This window comes from Mesobacillus foraminis, from assembly GCF_004340465.1.
Lineage (GTDB): Bacteria > Bacillota > Bacilli > Bacillales > Cytobacillaceae > Mesobacillus_B > Mesobacillus_B foraminis.
Genome location: NZ_SLVV01000005.1, coordinates 402,302 through 416,413, shown reverse-complemented (window position 1 = coordinate 416,413; position 14,112 = coordinate 402,302). Strand labels below are relative to the sequence as shown.

The 14,112-nt window shown below is 43.0% G+C and carries 15 protein-coding genes; 13 read left to right on the top strand and 2 right to left on the bottom strand.

Annotation, left to right across the window (positions count from 1 at the left end):
- The first annotated feature begins 130 nt into the window (after positions 1–130).
- Positions 131–922, top strand: a complete 792-nt coding sequence (locus EV146_RS10885; RefSeq protein WP_132005759.1) for a patatin-like phospholipase family protein — start codon at positions 131–133, stop codon at positions 920–922.
- Positions 919–1,944 (top strand): SepM family pheromone-processing serine protease, encoded by a 1,026-nt coding sequence (locus EV146_RS10880; protein WP_132005756.1) that lies wholly within the window; start codon positions 919–921, stop codon positions 1,942–1,944. Before EV146_RS10885 ends, EV146_RS10880 begins: the two co-directional genes overlap by 4 nt.
- A 2-nt stretch (positions 1,945–1,946) precedes the next feature.
- Here EV146_RS10880 and EV146_RS10875 read toward each other — a convergent pair whose 3' ends face one another.
- Positions 1,947–3,179 (bottom strand): nucleotidyltransferase, encoded by a 1,233-nt coding sequence (locus tag EV146_RS10875; protein ID WP_132005753.1) that lies wholly within the window; start codon positions 3,177–3,179, stop codon positions 1,947–1,949.
- Positions 3,180–3,344: 165 nt separating this feature from the next.
- On the opposite strand from EV146_RS10875, the gene EV146_RS10870 reads away from it, so the two are divergent.
- The 4 genes from EV146_RS10870 (at position 3,345) to EV146_RS10855 (ending at position 5,703) form a co-directional block, all read left to right on the top strand.
- Positions 3,345–3,869, top strand: coding sequence for a YceD family protein (locus tag EV146_RS10870; protein WP_132005750.1), 525 nt, complete (start codon positions 3,345–3,347; stop codon positions 3,867–3,869).
- Positions 3,870–3,956: 87 nt separating this feature from the next.
- Positions 3,957–4,130, top strand: coding sequence for a 50S ribosomal protein L32 (rpmF, locus tag EV146_RS10865; RefSeq protein WP_046522242.1), 174 nt, complete (start codon positions 3,957–3,959; stop codon positions 4,128–4,130).
- A 121-nt stretch (positions 4,131–4,251) separates the two neighbouring features.
- A complete protein-coding gene (locus EV146_RS10860) occupies positions 4,252–5,004 on the top strand; it encodes an enoyl-CoA hydratase/isomerase family protein (protein ID WP_132005747.1) in 753 nt (250 codons plus the stop codon).
- Between the two features lie 135 nt (positions 5,005–5,139).
- A complete protein-coding gene (locus tag EV146_RS10855; RefSeq protein WP_132005744.1) occupies positions 5,140–5,703 on the top strand; it encodes an RsfA family transcriptional regulator in 564 nt (187 codons plus the stop codon).
- 119 nt (positions 5,704–5,822) lie between these two features.
- On the opposite strand, the gene EV146_RS10850 is transcribed toward EV146_RS10855, so the two are convergent.
- Positions 5,823–6,296 (bottom strand): N-acetyltransferase, encoded by a 474-nt coding sequence (locus EV146_RS10850; RefSeq protein WP_121609357.1) that lies wholly within the window; start codon positions 6,294–6,296, stop codon positions 5,823–5,825.
- A gap of 246 nt (positions 6,297–6,542) precedes the next feature.
- Between EV146_RS10850 and EV146_RS10845 the strand changes: the two genes are divergently transcribed.
- The 7 genes from EV146_RS10845 to EV146_RS10815 all read left to right on the top strand — a co-directional run bounded on the left by EV146_RS10845 (position 6,543) and on the right by EV146_RS10815 (position 14,109).
- Positions 6,543–7,451 (top strand): 2-dehydropantoate 2-reductase, encoded by a 909-nt coding sequence (locus tag EV146_RS10845; RefSeq protein ID WP_132005741.1) that lies wholly within the window; start codon positions 6,543–6,545, stop codon positions 7,449–7,451.
- The gene (locus EV146_RS10840; RefSeq protein WP_241993886.1) at positions 7,444–7,839 is read left to right on the top strand and encodes a DUF3397 domain-containing protein; all 396 of its coding nucleotides are present in this window, start codon (positions 7,444–7,446) and stop codon (positions 7,837–7,839) included. Before EV146_RS10845 ends, EV146_RS10840 begins: the two co-directional genes overlap by 8 nt.
- 91 nt (positions 7,840–7,930) lie before the next feature.
- Positions 7,931–9,571 carry a bacillithiol biosynthesis cysteine-adding enzyme BshC gene (gene bshC, locus EV146_RS10835; RefSeq protein ID WP_132005738.1) on the top strand — a complete coding sequence of 547 codons (1,641 nt, stop codon included), beginning with the start codon at positions 7,931–7,933 and terminating at the stop codon, positions 9,569–9,571.
- Positions 9,572–10,045: 474 nt separating this feature from the next.
- Positions 10,046–10,477: a division/cell wall cluster transcriptional repressor MraZ gene (gene mraZ / locus EV146_RS10830; protein ID WP_121609354.1), complete on the top strand. Its 432-nt coding sequence runs from the start codon at positions 10,046–10,048 to the stop codon at positions 10,475–10,477.
- A gap of 54 nt (positions 10,478–10,531) precedes the next feature.
- On the top strand, positions 10,532–11,464 hold the full coding sequence (gene rsmH / locus EV146_RS10825) for a 16S rRNA (cytosine(1402)-N(4))-methyltransferase RsmH (RefSeq protein WP_132005735.1): 933 nt from the start codon (positions 10,532–10,534) through the stop codon (positions 11,462–11,464).
- Between the two features lie 54 nt (positions 11,465–11,518).
- On the top strand, positions 11,519–11,872 hold the full coding sequence (gene ftsL, locus EV146_RS10820; RefSeq protein ID WP_121609352.1) for a cell division protein FtsL: 354 nt from the start codon (positions 11,519–11,521) through the stop codon (positions 11,870–11,872).
- A gap of 2 nt (positions 11,873–11,874) precedes the next feature.
- On the top strand, positions 11,875–14,109 hold the full coding sequence (locus EV146_RS10815) for a penicillin-binding protein (RefSeq protein WP_132005732.1): 2,235 nt from the start codon (positions 11,875–11,877) through the stop codon (positions 14,107–14,109).
- Positions 14,110–14,112: the final 3 nt, after the last annotated feature.

The following is a 14,112-nucleotide window of genomic DNA, read 5'->3' as shown; positions in this document are numbered from 1 at the left end:
CAGCCTTGTCCTATAAACCAATATACTCGCATGCAATTAAAATAGACCATAAATTAAAACAAGCTAAATTTACAGGTCAGTGAATGTTCCCGTTTTAGAGGTTAAGTTTGATTCAAAGGAGGAAAATTCTTTGAGGCGTCCAAAAATCGGGTTAGCACTTGGATCAGGAGGAGCCCGGGGGTTTGCCCATCTCGGGGTAATTAAGGTGCTTCGGGATGAGGGAATCCCGATTGATATGATTGCAGGCAGCAGCATGGGAGCAATGGTGGGCTGTTTTTATGGAGCAGGTCTTGATGTTGACAGGCTTTATAAACTCTCAAGGGCATTTAAACGAAAGTATTATCTTGATTTCACTGTTCCCAAAATGGGATTTATCGCAGGGAAAAGAGTAAAGGAACTAATCAGGATCTTTACTCATGGTAAAGAGATACAAGAATTGGATATACCTGTAGCCGTAGTGGCGACTGATTTAGTTTCGGGTGAAAAGGTTGTGTTTAAGGACGGCCCGATAGCAAATGCTGTAAGGGCAAGCATTGCTATCCCCGGTATTTTTACACCAGAGAAACTGGGCGGCCGTTTGCTCATCGATGGCGGTGTAATAGACCGGATTCCGGTTTCTGTAGTGAAGGAGATGGGAGCGGATATTGTGATAGCTGTAGATGTTTCCCACGTAAAGACAAATGCTGAAATTACTTCAATCTTTGATGTCATCATGCAAAGCATCGATATTATGCAAATGGAATTAGTTGCCACAAGGGAGATAGCATCCGATATTATGATTAAGCCCAGAGTAGAGATGTACAGCTCAAGGGCTTTTACCAATATTGATGATATTATTGCTAATGGTGAAAAAGAAACGGTTAAACAGATTGGAAAAATCAAACAGGTAATTGAGCAATGGAAGGAGCCTCAAACTGAATGAGCAAAAAAGCATCATTTCGGCTTACTATACTCCTAAGTATACTGCTTTTGGCAAGTGTGTTTATCTACTTGCCGTTCTATGTATCCAAGCCGGGCATGGCTAAGGAGCTTGAGCCGATTATTGACGTTGAAGGCGGATATGACGAAGAGGGCAGCTTCATGCTGACCACTATTAGAATGGGAAGGGCGAATATCTATTCCTATATACTTGCACATCTGAGCAAATATCAGGAAATTTACCCTCTCGAAGCCATCAGGGCAGAAAATGAAACGGATGAAGAGTATACAAGCCGCCAGCTTCATATGATGGATAATTCGAAGGCCAATGCGATTGAAGTAGCTTATAAAAAAGCAGGGCTTCCTGTTGATTATGAATATAAAGGTGTTTATGTCCTTCAGGTTGTACCCGGGATGCCGGCGGATGGAAATCTCGTTCCAGGAGACCACATCCTGAAGATCGATGACAGGTCATTTACATCATCAGCTGAATTCATCGAATACATTGGGAGCAAGAAGTCGGGGGAGAAAGTTACATTAACAGTAACTCATAAAAACAAAGAGAAAAATGTCACCCTTGCCTTAAAGCAGTTTGAAAGCGGCAGCGAGAAAGCAGGGATTGGAATAGTTCCTGTTGATGATAAAGAAATTGAGGTCGACCCGGAAGTCAGCGTAGATACGGCCGAAATCGGCGGCCCTTCTGCCGGGCTTATGTTTTCACTTGAAATATACAATCAGCTGACAGAAGAAGATTTGACTGCGGGACGTGAAATTGCTGGAACAGGGACGATTTCCCCTGATGGGACGGTAGGAAGGATTGGAGGAATAGAGCAAAAGATTATTGCGGCAGATAAAGCCGGAGCTGAAATCTTCCTTGCACCGTCTGAAAACGGGGCAGACGATTCCAATTATGAAGCCGCTGTACGAACCGCAAAAGATATTGGTACAAATATGGAAATTGTTCCAGTCAATAATTTTGATGAAGCGGTGGATTATCTGGAAAAATTGCAGCAAAAAACAAGCTGATGTCAGCTTGTTTTTTTGTTAGCACCTATCATGATCGGTGGCTGTGAGTATTCCATTTTCATGAGCATGCGCTGCTCTCTCCCCTGAAGGCCCAGAGAATAAATACTTGAGGCCCTGATGTCCAGCTCGAGTTCTCTTTGATTGGCAGATGTTTTCGAGACAAGAGGCAAACCAAGGTTCTTTTTTTCTTTTTGTAAATACTCCCGTCCTTTATTTGTCATGCCCAGCAATCTCAGGTAGCTTGATTTTTGTGCATCCTCCATTTCTGCTTTCTTAACATTCATAAGGATGTGCAAACAGGCCCGCTGTAATCTTGTCCAGGTATAGCGCTTCGTTTTAACTCTTTCCATAAAGGCAAGAAAGGTGTCTGATTCTAATGCTGTGCTGACTAGTCTATGCTCGAGCCCTTCTTCAACACCGTGGATATTCCTCATTTCTTCTGGACTGGTTTGAAGCAGTTTATACTTTAACAAAGGCCAGTAATTCTCCCACGAATGAAAACACCCAAACTGTTGTTTATATTTTTCCAGCAGTTCAAAGGAGGATTGGGGCATAAAAGGACGGATGTTCTCAGGTGATCCATGGTTTGAGAACAAGGATTTCCTTATGCTGGTTGCGCTTGCAATCGTTTCTGATGCGAAGTTCTCATCGTGATATTCTGCACTCTTCCTGGCAATGGTGATTGGAGTCATTCCTGACTTTTGTTTTCTGATGGCAGATACATATTGGAGACCCAGTATGTTGTTGGGCTTTGAGAGATCGAGCAAATCGGAGTCCTGTTCCGGGGAGAGCTTTTTGAAGCTTAGGGCCGCGGCCTTCGGGTAGCTTACTCCAAGTGAAATTTGTTCTTTTACCTGTTGCTGGAATTCAGCATCATGCTTCTCAAGAAAATCGAGCGTATTAATAAAAGCTTCTATATCTCCGGACTCACTGCCAAAGCAAATGGAATCGCAGCCTGAAGCTTCAAGCAGAGAAACGGCACCATTTGCAAAAATATCCGCATTTTGTGTAGCAAAACGGTAGGGTAATTCAAATACTAAATCGGCGCCAGCTAAAAGAGCCATCTCTGTACGATTCCATTTTGAAACAAGGGCAGGCTCACCGCGCTGTAAAAAGTTGCCGCTCATGACACAAATAACGATTTCTGATCCTGATATCACTTTTGCCTGCTCCAGATGAAACTTATGACCGTTGTGAAAGGGGTTATATTCAACAATTACTCCAACAGCTTTCATTGCAACTCCTATTCCTTTTTCGCGTGCTGGCCTGTATAGTAATTATGTAAGGCGAAAAAAATGTTTAAAGTCGTGTGTTATCGTATAAAGTATACTGTAAAGAAAAAATATTGACAAATAGATTGGCGAAAGCTATAATTACTTTTGTTGCCTTGGGGTGATTCTATGAAATGGACAATTAGTCAGTTACAAAAATATCGAAACAAGGACTTTCCGCTTGACGAAACGGTCAGGGCAGATGAGATCAAAGAAACGGATCCATCTATTCGTGACGTGTCTCCGATGCATATAACGGGCAGGGTTGACATTAGTGCAACAAAAGTAACTTTCCATATACGTATCGAAGGTTACCTTATCCTTCCTTGTTCTCGTACACTGGTTGATGTCAATTATCCAATAGATGTTGAGACAACTGAAACCTTCCTTCTTTCCCCTCTTGATTATGAAACAGAAGAGGAGGTCCACCAAGTAAAAGGCGAAGTCATTGACCTGATGCCTGTCATTAGGGAAATACTTTTGCTTGAGGTACCGCTGCAGGTTTTCTGTGATGATGATCCAAACCAGAAAGGCGCTCCACAGTCAGGAAAGGACTGGGAAGTGATCCATGAAGAGGACAACCAGAAAAAAGTGGATCCGCGGCTTGCAGAATTAGCGAAGTTTTTTGAGCAGACCGACACTAAGGATGATTAGAATCAACTGAACCAAAAAAAGAATGAAGCACCAGTTCGGACTGGCCTTCATAAACTACCTTTAAAACTCTTTAAGGAGGTGGGAAGAATGGCTGTACCATTTAGAAGAACGTCTAAAACTGCAAAAAGAAAACGCCGTACTCATTTTAAATTACAGGTTCCAGGCATGGTAGCATGCCCTAACTGCGGTGAAATGAAATTAGCTCACCGTGTATGTAAGGAATGTGGAACATACAAAGGAAAAGAAGTCGTTAACGACTAATTTACAAGGATGTTCTTGTAACTTCTTTTCATCTAAAAAGCACAGGATTTGTCCTGTGCTTTTTTGTATGCTTGAATTGCAAGATATAATAGGGATGAACCACAGAGTTAGGAGGGTAAGGATGGAGTATCTAATATCGAAGGGACCACAGGGCCTGCTCATTTTTACGATAAACCGGCAGGAAAAAAGGAATGCCGTTAATTACAAGGTTATGGAGGGACTCGAAAAGGCGGTTCAGGAAGCTGCCAGTCCTGATGTAAAGGCTTTGGTGATCACGGGGAATGGGGATAAAGCCTTTTGTTCTGGCGGTGATCTTTCTGTTTTTCACGAGTTAAAAACCGAGGAAGAGGCATTCGGGATGCTGTCAAAAATGTCCAGGATTATTGGTGATTTACTTATGCTGCCTAAACCAACAGTGGCACTCATAAATGGGGCAGCCGTTGGCGGAGGATGTGAAATTGCTGCAGCCTGTGATTTTCGAATTGGAAAGCAGGGAATTCAGGCTGGCTTTATACAGGGGAATCTAGCCATAACCACTGGCTGGGGCGGAGGAACCATCCTTCTAGAAAAGCTTTCGGCCTCAAAGGCATTAAAAATGCTGACAGATGCCCGTCTCTATTCAGCAGGAGAATTAAAAGAGCTGGGCTTTCTTGATTCAATATACGAAGGCGATCACATGGAAAACTGTTCTGCTTTTTTAGAGCAATTATTGGATAAAGATGGCGCTGTCCTTACTGCCTACAAAGAAATGCTCAGGAAAAAATGGGCAAATGCCTCTGTTCTTGAAAGAATGGAGGAAGAAGTAAAGAATTGTGCGGCTTTATGGGAGAAGGAAGTTCATCACGAAAAGGTTGCGTCCTTTCTAAAAAAGTAAGATTCTTGCAGGGTGATGGCAGACTCATTTCTAAACTCTTTTACATATTGTGAGGCCGTACCATTTAAAATAACAGTCTATCTTTCCTAGCAGATGCATAAGAATGAATAAAAAACACTAGGAGGGATATCCAAAATGCCTATCACCCGACAGGATGCCTGGTCCCAGGATGAAGATTTATTATTGGCAGAAACCGTGCTTCGTCATATACGCGAAGGGGGAACTCAGCTCAAGGCTTTCGATGAGGTTGGAAAGAAGCTGTCTAGAACGGGTGCAGCCTGTGGTTTCCGATGGAACTCATTTGTCCGCAAACAATACGAGTCCGGGATAGAACTGGCGAAGCAGCAGCGGAAAGAATTGAAAAAGCAGTCAAAGAAGGCGGCAGCCGAGATTGACGATGTTGCGGCTATTCCTCAAACAGAAGAAGCATCCCAGCCGGAAGAAGCTGACAAGCTAAGCTTTAATGTGATTATGAGCTATCTCGAAGATTTATATAAAAAGGCTGAAAGAGCACAACATCAGGAATTGAATATAGAGACTTATACGGAAAAAATTAAAGATCTTGAAGGCCAAATCTATTACTTGTCTGATGAAAACAAAAAATTAGTGGCGGAGTTAAGGGCCATTGAAAGCGACCATCGTGCATTGCTTGAAATTATGGAGCGGGCAAGAAAGATGGTTACAATTAAAGAAACATAATGTTCAGGAGTAAGGCAGGATTTGAGCAATAAATGGGAAAAACGCCGATGGCCATCCATGCGGCGTTTTTTTTACATTCGTTCTTCCAATCCCAAACGAAGACTGTTTTCCCTAAATTATTAATTTTCCTGCTCTTTCACTCCGGTTGGATACCAAACGAATGGATTTTCGCCTCGATCCCGCTCCACGTCATAGGTGGCAGGGGTGAAGCCCATGGAATTCCAGAATTCCGAGGAATTGACTCTCCCGTTTGTCTTAATCGGACGTCCAAATGTTTTCGCAAACTCTACTAAAGCTTTTCCATAGCCTCTTCCCTGATAATCCGGGAGAACTTCGAGTTTCCATAGTTCCAGATAATCCTGCCTGGGCTCAAAGTAACGGTCATACTTGGCTTGAATCCGGTAAAGGCTCATTCTGGCAACAAGCTTATCCCCGAAGTAAATGCCATAGAAAGGTGAGTCGCTGTCATTTTCAATCATGTTGGCTTCCAGGTCTTCCAGCATGGATAATTCCTGCTGTCCATACTGTTTAAACTTTTTAAAATCCTCTAAAGTCTTATAGTTGATTCTTAATTTTTCTACTTTGTGTCTCACCGTCAATCCCCCCAATATAACTGCATTACTATCAGATGATTCCTATTTCCGTCCCATTTTAATTATATTATAAATAAACTAAAAGTTCTGCATAAAAATTGGAATCCGCTTTCGTAACTGGGTTGCAGCATATGCTAATAAGCATTGCTCATAAGAACCCAGCATTTCTTGATCACATAACCCATCTTCCATACATTGTATAAATTCTGATAAAATAGGACTAAAGATTGGAATCGGGGTTTTTTTATGAAAATAGGAATTGTTGGAGGGGGCTCAATCGGTCTGCTGTTTTCTTTTTACTTGAGCTCACTTCATAAGGTAACTCTTTATACACGGACTCCTTCACAGGCTGAACGAATAAATGAAACTGGTGTCAATCTTGTGAGAGGGAATTTGAGTGAATGCAGGAAGATCCAAGCGGTGTCCTTCTCTGCATGGAGAGGAACGGACGATATTGTCATTATTGCAGTTAAGCAGTATCAGCTTCCCGGCATCCTTGCTGTCCTTAAAAAGCAGCCTTTAGACTCGATGTGCCTGCTCTTTTTACAAAATGGCATGGGACACCTCAAGCTCCTGCAAGATATAAAGGCAAGAGCCATTTTTGTTGGTACCGTAGAGCATGGTGCTGTGAGGGATGCTCCAAATAAAGTTTCCCATAATGGGGCAGGAGTTACGAAATGTGCGGTTTTTAAAGGGGAAGGGAAACTTCTCTCCGAATTGTCATCCGAAGCTCCGCCGGAGTTTTCTCTTAAGGTGGAACGGGATTATTATTCATTGTTGGTACAAAAACTGGTGGTAAATGCGGTGATCAATCCACTGACTGCTGCTTTCCGAGTCACAAACGGAACACTTCTTGAAAATCCTTTTTATTATCAAATCCTTTGCCGTGTTTTTGACGAGACGGCTGAAGTACTAGAACTGGAAAGAAAAGAAGAATATTTCAGCAATGTGATTTCCATTTGCCATAACACCCAAAAAAACAGATCCTCGATGCTAAAGGATATAGAGGCTGGCCAGCCAACAGAAATAGAGGCAATCCTTGGCTATGTATTAGAAGTGGCCGAGAAAAAGCAAAAGGCTGCTCCGCTAATTCGGAATTATTATACTCTCATTAAAGGAGAGGAGATTCAGGGGGAGGGTTTAAGGAGTGGCTGAGTTTATTTCCATGATTGCCGCTGCATTCGTGACAGTGCCATTAGCAGGGTATCTGATTGTTTTCATTTTCAGCAAACACCTGACTAAAAACCATCGCAGGTCCGTCCACAGGGCAATTGATTTTAGCACTCTGTTATTTATAATCTCCGTCCATTTTTTAATCATGATTATTTGCGAGAAGTCGTTTCTATGGCTGATTATGCTTATTCTGGTGATCCTTGCTTTGACATTTGTGGTGATTCATTGGAAGTACCGTCAGGAAGTTGATTTCCTTCGGGTGTTCAGGGGCTATTGGAGGTTTAACTTTTTGCTGTTTTCCCTTGCCTACCTCGTCCTTATTGTCCTGGGTCTGTTCCAGCGGGTTTTTTGGCAAGTGGCTGGGCTATAAAGAGTCCTGAATCAAAGTCTTTTTATTTTCCATTCTAACAATGCTATACTACAAAGAGCGAAAATGTCTACGAGAAAGGAAGTACAATTGAATGGAGATTTTGAATCTCTCACTCCCGGCTGCAAATCGGTTTGCAACAGGTTATTTGGAAGGAAGCTCGGATATCCAAAACTTCTTTCATTATGATTATAAAAACGATTCGGATTATATTCAGCGTCTGGACGAATTAACCAGGCGGAAGTTTTACAGACAGGAGCTTGCGGACCATATAAAAGGTTTTATGTCAAAGTTCCCTCATTCAGCCGAGATTGAGAAAAATATTGATAAGCTCCGGCTTGATAATAGTGTAGCTGTCATTGGCGGCCAGCAAGCCGGTCTATTGACAGGCCCGCTCTACTCAGTACATAAGGTGATATCGATCATAAAATTGGCTCAGCAAAAGGAACGGGAATTGGGGATACCGGTTGTACCAATCTTCTGGATTGCAGGAGAGGACCATGATTACCAGGAAGTGAATCATGTATATGTGTTGAAGAACAATAAACCCGAGAAATGGATCTACCCAGAGAAAAACCTTGAAAAAAAGATGGTCACTGATATTCCTGTAAATAAGGAAACCTGCCTTGCATGGGTTGAAGAAATTATTGAAACCTTCGGTGAAACAAACCATACCAATCATTTAAGGCAGTTTGCTAAAACAGCTTTAACGTCAGCTAAGGAACTGACATTTGTTGATTTTTTTGCTTCGATGATCATGGAAATGTTTAAAGAGTCGGGTTTGCTGATTGTGGATTCCGGAAATAAAGGAATCCGTAAGCTGGAAAAGGAATTCTTCACGAAAATGATCCGCGATCATGCCGAAATCACCTCAAGTGTGCTTGCCCAGCAGCAGAAGGTTGACCGTGCAGGTTTTAGACCGGCTATTGATATAGGCGAGGACGCCGCCAATCTATTTTATTACGATGAGCTTAATAATGAGCGGCTTTTGCTGCAATTTGATTCTCAAGCCGGGGTCTTTACCGCGCGAAATGGAGATATACAGTTTTCAATGGAAGAACTGCTGGAGATGGCTTCAGAGTACCCGGAGTTCCTGAGCAACAATGTGGTAACAAGACCTCTGATGCAGGAATGGCTGTTTCCGACTCTTGCCTTTATCGGGGGACCGGGAGAAATTGCCTATTGGGCTGAATTGAAACAGGTGTTTGAGCATTTTCAAATCAAGATGCCTCTCCTGGTTCCAAGGCTGAACATTACGATTTTAGACAGGTCCGTAGAAACAGATCTTGCTGAATTGAATCTGGAGCTTCAAGCTGTCCTGGAATCAGGAACAGAAAGGCACCAGCTGGAATTTATTGATTCCCAAAGAGATAAAGAGCTTGATGACATATTTGACCAGGTCAGACAAACTCTCTCAACTCAATATGGCTACATTCATTGTAAAGTCGAACATCTTGATAAAGGGCTGCTTCCCTTGGTGAAAAAAAATGAGGATATTCTTCATAAACAAATCAGTTTCATGGAAAAAAAGATCGATGAAGCTGTTTGCCGGAAACATGATGCCATCCTGAAAAAATTCACCAGGGTTGAAAATGCTCTTAGGCCGGGAGGTTCGCCGCAGGAGAGGGTCTGGAACCCATTCTATTATTTGAATCAGTATGGTACTGACTTTATCTCAGAGTTATTGCAGCTGGAATTTACTTTTGATGGCATGCATAAAGTGATTAAAATGTAGACTTTATCTATGAGATGAGGTCCCAGTTTGTCGGCTAAAGGGGTTTGGAATGGTCTCATTCTGAACCCCTTTTGACTTTTAATAAAACCCTGATGACTGGAGTGGAAAGCGCGAAGACTCCTAAGGGATCAGCGGTACAGGTGTGACCCAGCAGGAGCAGTAGCGACCAGGAGGCTTACCACCTGCCCCGCGGAAAGCGAAACGCCTGGAACGGAAGTCAACAGCCCGGTTTTACAACCAGACAAAATAAAAAAAGACTGTGACAACTCGATTTTAATCGAACTATTTACAGTCTGAGACTTCAGCTATGGGATGAGGTCTTTTTTTATTGTCCTTTTTTGCAGGATTTAAAATTTGAGAAAGAAAATTGCATGCTTCGCAGGTTTTTTTAGGGGAAGGGGAGAATAATTAAAAATATGTGGTAGAAAGTGGAGGGATGTGGTACATTGGATTAAGAAAGTGGGGGTAGTAGGTATGTTCATGGGCGAGTACCATCATAACATTGATAATAAAGGCCGCTTGATTGTTCCCGCTAAATTGCGCGATGGACTGGGAGAAATGTTCATCATAACCAGAGGCCTCGATCAATGTTTGTTTGGATACCCGCTGTCCGAATGGGAAGTGATTGAGGACAAGCTCAAAGGACTGCCTCTTACTAAAAAAGATGCACGTGCATTTACCCGTTTTTTCTTTTCGGGTGCTACAGAGAGTGAAATTGACAAACAGGGGAGAATCAACATACCAGCCCCGCTTCTGCAATACGCAAAGCTGGAAAAAGAATGTGTCATTTTAGGAGTTTCCAATCGGATCGAAATATGGAGCCAAGCCATTTGGGAAGAATATTTTACACAATCTGAAGAATCTTTTGCTGAAATTGCAGAAAATATGATTGGGTTTGATATTTAAGGGTAACATTATTCTGATATAATATTACCTTGTTCGATTGGAAAGGGGTAAGACATGTTTAAACATACAACAGTATTGCTTGAAGAAGCGGTGGAAGGGCTAAATATAGACCCGAATGGTATATATGTGGATTGTACTCTCGGTGGTGCCGGCCACAGCGAGCTCATCTTATCGAAGCTGTCCGAAAATGGAAGGCTCTTTGCCTTTGACCAGGATGAGACAGCGATTGAAAGTGCAAGAGAAAAATTAGCCAGATTTGGCGATAGGCTGGTTATCATCAAAAGCAATTTTCTTCATCTGAAAGATGAGCTGGAAAAGCAGGGAATCCATGAGGTAGACGGAGTTCTCTATGATCTTGGTGTTTCTTCGCCGCAGCTTGATACTCCAGAACGGGGCTTCAGCTATCACCACGATGCTCCGCTGGACATGAGAATGAATCAGGAAGCTGATACATCTGCGTATGATGTCATTAATCGGTGGACTTATGAGCAGCTTGTAAAGATTTTCTTCCGTTATGGAGAAGAGAAGTTTTCAAAACAAATTGCCAGGAAAATTGAGGCTGCACGGGAAGCGAAGCCGATCGAAACCACCGGGGAACTTGTCGAGCTTATAAAAGAAGCAATTCCAGCCCCGGCAAGACGAAAAGGTGGACATCCAGCCAAAAGAATCTTCCAGGCGATTAGAATTGCGGTAAACGACGAACTTGGAGTATTTGAGAAGTCTCTGGACCAGGCAATTGAAATCCTTGGAAAAGGAGGGCGTATAAGCGTTATCACGTTCCATTCTTTAGAGGACAGAATCTGTAAGGTGACCTTTAAAAAGGCCAGCGAAATACCGCCGCTTCCTCCGGGGCTGCCTATTATACCAGAGGAGTTCAAGCCAAAGGTTAAATTAATAACCAGAAAACCCATCCTGCCAACAGACGAAGAGCTGGAAGCGAACAACCGCGCCAGGTCAGCAAAACTCAGGGTCGCAGAAAAATTGTAATTAGCCAGTTTGAATAGAGAGAGATTCGAATCAACAAAAACAGGAGGGAAAAGGATGAGCAATCTTGCAAAAACATTGCAACAGGAGACACAGCAGCAAACGGTAAAATCGCTGAAACCATCCGTCAAGAAGCTAAACGCCTGGCTGTCCCCTGGAGAAAGAGTTCTATTTTTTGCTTTCGGTATTTTAGTCTGTATTGGAGCGGCGTTCATCGTTTCAAAACAGGCGGCTATCTATGAAGCAAACAAGGAAATCCAGCTTGTTGAGAGTTCCATTCAGGAACAGCAGAAGGTGAACGGGGATCTCGAAATGCAAATCAGCGAGCTCAGTACATATGAGCGCATTTGGGAAAAGGCCAAAGAGCTTGGATTAACATTGAACGAGAATAATGTTAAGGTTGTGCAATAACGATGTTAAAGAAACAGCCAAATATGAATGTGGGAGCAGCTGGGTTATTTATATTATTCAGCCTGCTCTTTTTTATCTTAATTTACAGATTTGCGACCATCCAGGCTACTGGCGAGGCACATGGGCAGGCACTTGCTGCCAGAGCCCAGCAAAAGTATTCGAGGGAGAATGTAATTGAGGCATCCAGAGGAACGATCTTTGACCGGAATAAAGAGGTTATTGCCGAAGATACAACCGCCTATACCCTTGTCGCAATCCTGGATAAAAAGATGACAAGCGACCCGGAAAAGCCGCGGCATGTTAAAGACCCGGAAAAGACAGCAGAGGTGCTGGCTAAATATATTGAAATGGACGAATCAGAAATTTATGACCGCTTAACGAAAGAAGGAGTTTTCCAGGTTGAATTCGGCAAGGCAGGCAGGGATATATCACATCAGGTTAAGGCGAAAATAGAAAAGGAGAAAATGCCTGGAATCATCTTCACCCAGGATTCCAAGCGTTTTTATCCAAATGGCGTTTTTTCATCCCATCTCATTGGATATGTGGAAAAAGAAGAGAAGGAAACCGGGAAAACGGAAACTGTCGGACAACTGGGAATCGAAAAAAGCTTCGATAAATACTTAACGGGAAAGAATGGGTCCATTAAGGTGGAAAATGATCTTTGGGGCTTCCTGCTTCCTGATGCAAAGAAAGAGATAAAACCGGCAACAAATGGAAGTGATATTTACCTTACACTGGATAAGAAAATCCAGACTTTCCTTGAAGATGCCATTAATCGGGTGGATAAGGAGTATAGTCCGGAGAAAATTATTGCAGTCGTTGCTAATCCCAAAACGGGTGATATCCTGGCAATGGCCCAGCGTCCAACTTTTCATCCGAAAACAAGAGAAGGGCTGGAACAATCCTGGCATAATGAGGTCATAGAAACCTCCATTGAGCCGGGTTCGACCATGAAGATTTTTACCCTTTCTGCAGCGGTCGAGGAAAAGGTTTTTAATCCTAATGAGCTATTTAAATCAGGAACCTACAAGGTCACTCCGAAATCCGTTGCGATTCGCGATCATAATGGAGGAAAAGGCTGGGGGCCGATCAGTTACCTGGAAGGAATTCAGCGTTCCTCCAACGTGGCAGTTGCAACACTGGTGAATGAGAAGATTGGTGTTGATACTTTCAGGGATTACCTGACAGCTTTTGGTTTCGACAAACCAACCGGAATTGAACTGCCTGATGAAGTATCCGGAAGGGTTCTATATAAATGGCCTATAGAAAAGATTACCACATCGTTTGGGCAGGGGACGACTGTGACCCCGCTTCAGCTGGTGCAGGCAGCTACAGCAGTTGCAAATGATGGGAAAATGATGAAACCAAACATTATTGACAAAATTGTCGATCCAAATACCGGAAAGGTCATAGAAGAGAGTAAACCTCAAGTCGCCGGAACTCCTATATCAGCAGAAACAGCCAAAGAAGTCCGCGAGATTCTCGAAACGACCATAACGGACGAGGATGGTACCGGGGGCAACTATAAAATCAACGGGTATGATGTGGCAGGTAAAACAGGAACAGCGCAGATTCCGGGGGCTGATGGCAGGTATATGACCGGCCACGAAAATTTCTTATTTTCTTTCCTGGGGATGGCTCCAACGGATGATCCTGAACTAGTTGTGTATGTTGCTGTACAGCAGCCAGAAATAGATGAAAGCACAAATGGTTCCGTCCCTGTCTCTGAGATATTTAATACTGTAATGAAAAGCAGTCTTCAATATTTGGATATCCAGCCTTCCAAGCAAGGAAAGGTTACATCCAATGAGGTGCCAGACCTATCAAACATGTCGGTCGAGAAAACTGAAAAACAATTGAAAAATATCGGACTTAAGCCAGTAGTGATTGGCCAAGGGGCGAGGGTTGAAAGGCAGACACCTGCCTCCGGCACCGAAGCGCTGGAGGGGGAAAGAGTGATTATAAAAACCTCCGGGAAGATTACAGCTCCCGATCTCTCTGGATGGTCCCTCCGTGATGTGATGAAGTTTGCCCAGACCGCAGGCTTAAAGCTGAATAAAGCAGGAAGCGGCTATGTTTCAAAGCAGAGCATCAAAGCAGGGGCAACAGTGAAGCAGGGGGACTATTTAATTGTAGAACTGGCAACACCTTTACAGCAGGTTGAAGCAGAGCAGAAAGCCAAAGAGAGTAAAAAGAAGCAGGAAAACAGTGAACAAACAGAGGAAGTCACAGACTGATCC

What these genes read in the sequence shown, in the direction of transcription:
- ftsL (WP_121609352.1), top strand. Translation starts at nt 11,519, where the DNA reads ATGAGCAATCTTGCAAAAACATTGCAACAGGAGACACAGCAGCAAACG.
- rsmH (WP_132005735.1), top strand. Translation starts at nt 10,532, where the DNA reads ATGTTTAAACATACAACAGTATTGCTTGAAGAAGCGGTGGAAGGGCTA.
- EV146_RS10815 (WP_132005732.1), top strand. Translation starts at nt 11,875, where the DNA reads ATGTTAAAGAAACAGCCAAATATGAATGTGGGAGCAGCTGGGTTATTT.
- rpmF (WP_046522242.1), top strand. Translation starts at nt 3,957, where the DNA reads ATGGCTGTACCATTTAGAAGAACGTCTAAAACTGCAAAAAGAAAACGC.
- mraZ (WP_121609354.1), top strand. Translation starts at nt 10,046, where the DNA reads ATGTTCATGGGCGAGTACCATCATAACATTGATAATAAAGGCCGCTTG.
- bshC (WP_132005738.1), top strand. Translation starts at nt 7,931, where the DNA reads ATGGAGATTTTGAATCTCTCACTCCCGGCTGCAAATCGGTTTGCAACA.
- EV146_RS10870 (WP_132005750.1), top strand. Translation starts at nt 3,345, where the DNA reads ATGAAATGGACAATTAGTCAGTTACAAAAATATCGAAACAAGGACTTT.
- EV146_RS10860 (WP_132005747.1), top strand. Translation starts at nt 4,252, where the DNA reads ATGGAGTATCTAATATCGAAGGGACCACAGGGCCTGCTCATTTTTACG.
- EV146_RS10845 (WP_132005741.1), top strand. Translation starts at nt 6,543, where the DNA reads ATGAAAATAGGAATTGTTGGAGGGGGCTCAATCGGTCTGCTGTTTTCT.
- EV146_RS10855 (WP_132005744.1), top strand. Translation starts at nt 5,140, where the DNA reads ATGCCTATCACCCGACAGGATGCCTGGTCCCAGGATGAAGATTTATTA.
- EV146_RS10880 (WP_132005756.1), top strand. Translation starts at nt 919, where the DNA reads ATGAGCAAAAAAGCATCATTTCGGCTTACTATACTCCTAAGTATACTG.
- EV146_RS10875 (WP_132005753.1), bottom strand. Translation starts at nt 3,179, where the DNA reads ATGAAAGCTGTTGGAGTAATTGTTGAATATAACCCCTTTCACAACGGT.